Origin of the sequence: Desulfosarcina cetonica JCM 12296 (assembly GCF_001311845.1) — a bacterium.
GTDB classification, from domain to species: domain Bacteria; phylum Desulfobacterota; class Desulfobacteria; order Desulfobacterales; family Desulfosarcinaceae; genus Desulfosarcina; species Desulfosarcina cetonica.
Map to the genome: position 1 here is coordinate 1 of NZ_BBCC01000482.1, position 1,028 is coordinate 1,028.

Annotated in this window: 1 protein-coding gene; it reads left to right on the plus strand. The window is 40.7% G+C overall.

Translation table 11 applies throughout. The features are described from left to right. The first annotated feature begins 390 nt into the window (after positions 1–390). Positions 391–822: a hypothetical protein gene (locus tag JCM12296_RS35115; protein ID WP_054702828.1), complete on the plus strand. Its 432-nt coding sequence runs from the start codon at positions 391–393 to the stop codon at positions 820–822. The last annotated feature ends 206 nt before the right edge of the window (positions 823–1,028 follow it).

Here is a 1,028-nt window from a genome sequence, read left to right on the forward strand (position 1 = left end):
TGGATATGAATAACGATCAACCCATGAGTATGAAATGTTCTGGTTTTGATTAAGATGGCATCCATCGTTAAAATCAAATTCGTGGCGCCTTCGAGATCTGTATAATGGCTATAATATTTTTGAATTATAGGGGAATTTGGTATAATTGTATTTTACATATGCCCGATTTGTTCCAATAATTTAGTCTTGTAAAGATCAAATGATAACATTTGTTCACAATAATAGACCAAATGGCCCCAATAGTCAAATTATTAGAAGCCCAATTGGGCTTCTAATCCGACATGCGCTGGAAATAGAAGCCTAATCAGGCTTCTAAACCGATTTCGTCTGCAAAATGGGCGTATTATAAGACGGCTATTAGGGCGTCTAAACTATGTTTTGGAGAATTGAATGGATTGGTTGCAAATAATTAGTGCTGTTGGTATCGGTGCTTTATTGACCAAACTGCTCGATATTATATGGCTTCAGCGCTCCATCAGGGAAACAGAGAAAAAGAAATGGCTACGCGATCAAAGGCTGAGAGTATATTCCAAACTTGCAGAAGAGATGCTTTCGTTGGGTAAAACATTCAACACTAGAGAAGATGCGTTTTCAGGATATTCATTTGCTGCAGAGGCCATTTTACTGTCTGATGATGATGAACTTGCGTCAGATATTGAAGAATTTTTCACAAAGGTTTCTAATCTTTTTGATGAAGCCGTTAAATCTAACGATGACCCCACAAAAAAAGCAGAAGAACACCTTGAAGGTGCTTACAAAATTATTGTAGCGGAATCAAGACGTTTGGTTAAGAGGTTGCGAAAATCACTACATAAAACATAACAAGGCAGTCAAGGCGACAGCCAGGGCCGGGCGCGCTTGGAAAATTGTTTCAAGCTGAAAGCCAGCAGTTGTTTATAATTTCAGTGGAAGCCCTGGCTGCTCCTTACTTCGGCGTTATCGCGCCGAGCAAAGCTCGGCGCATCTTGCAGGGTGCAAGTCCCTGTCGGGAGGAAGTCAGTAATGGCTTTCTGTAAGGGTTAGCCACC

Coding starts and splice junctions, on each gene's coding strand:
- JCM12296_RS35115 (WP_054702828.1), top strand. CDS start 391: ATGGATTGGTTGCAAATAATTAGTGCTGTTGGTATCGGTGCTTTATTG.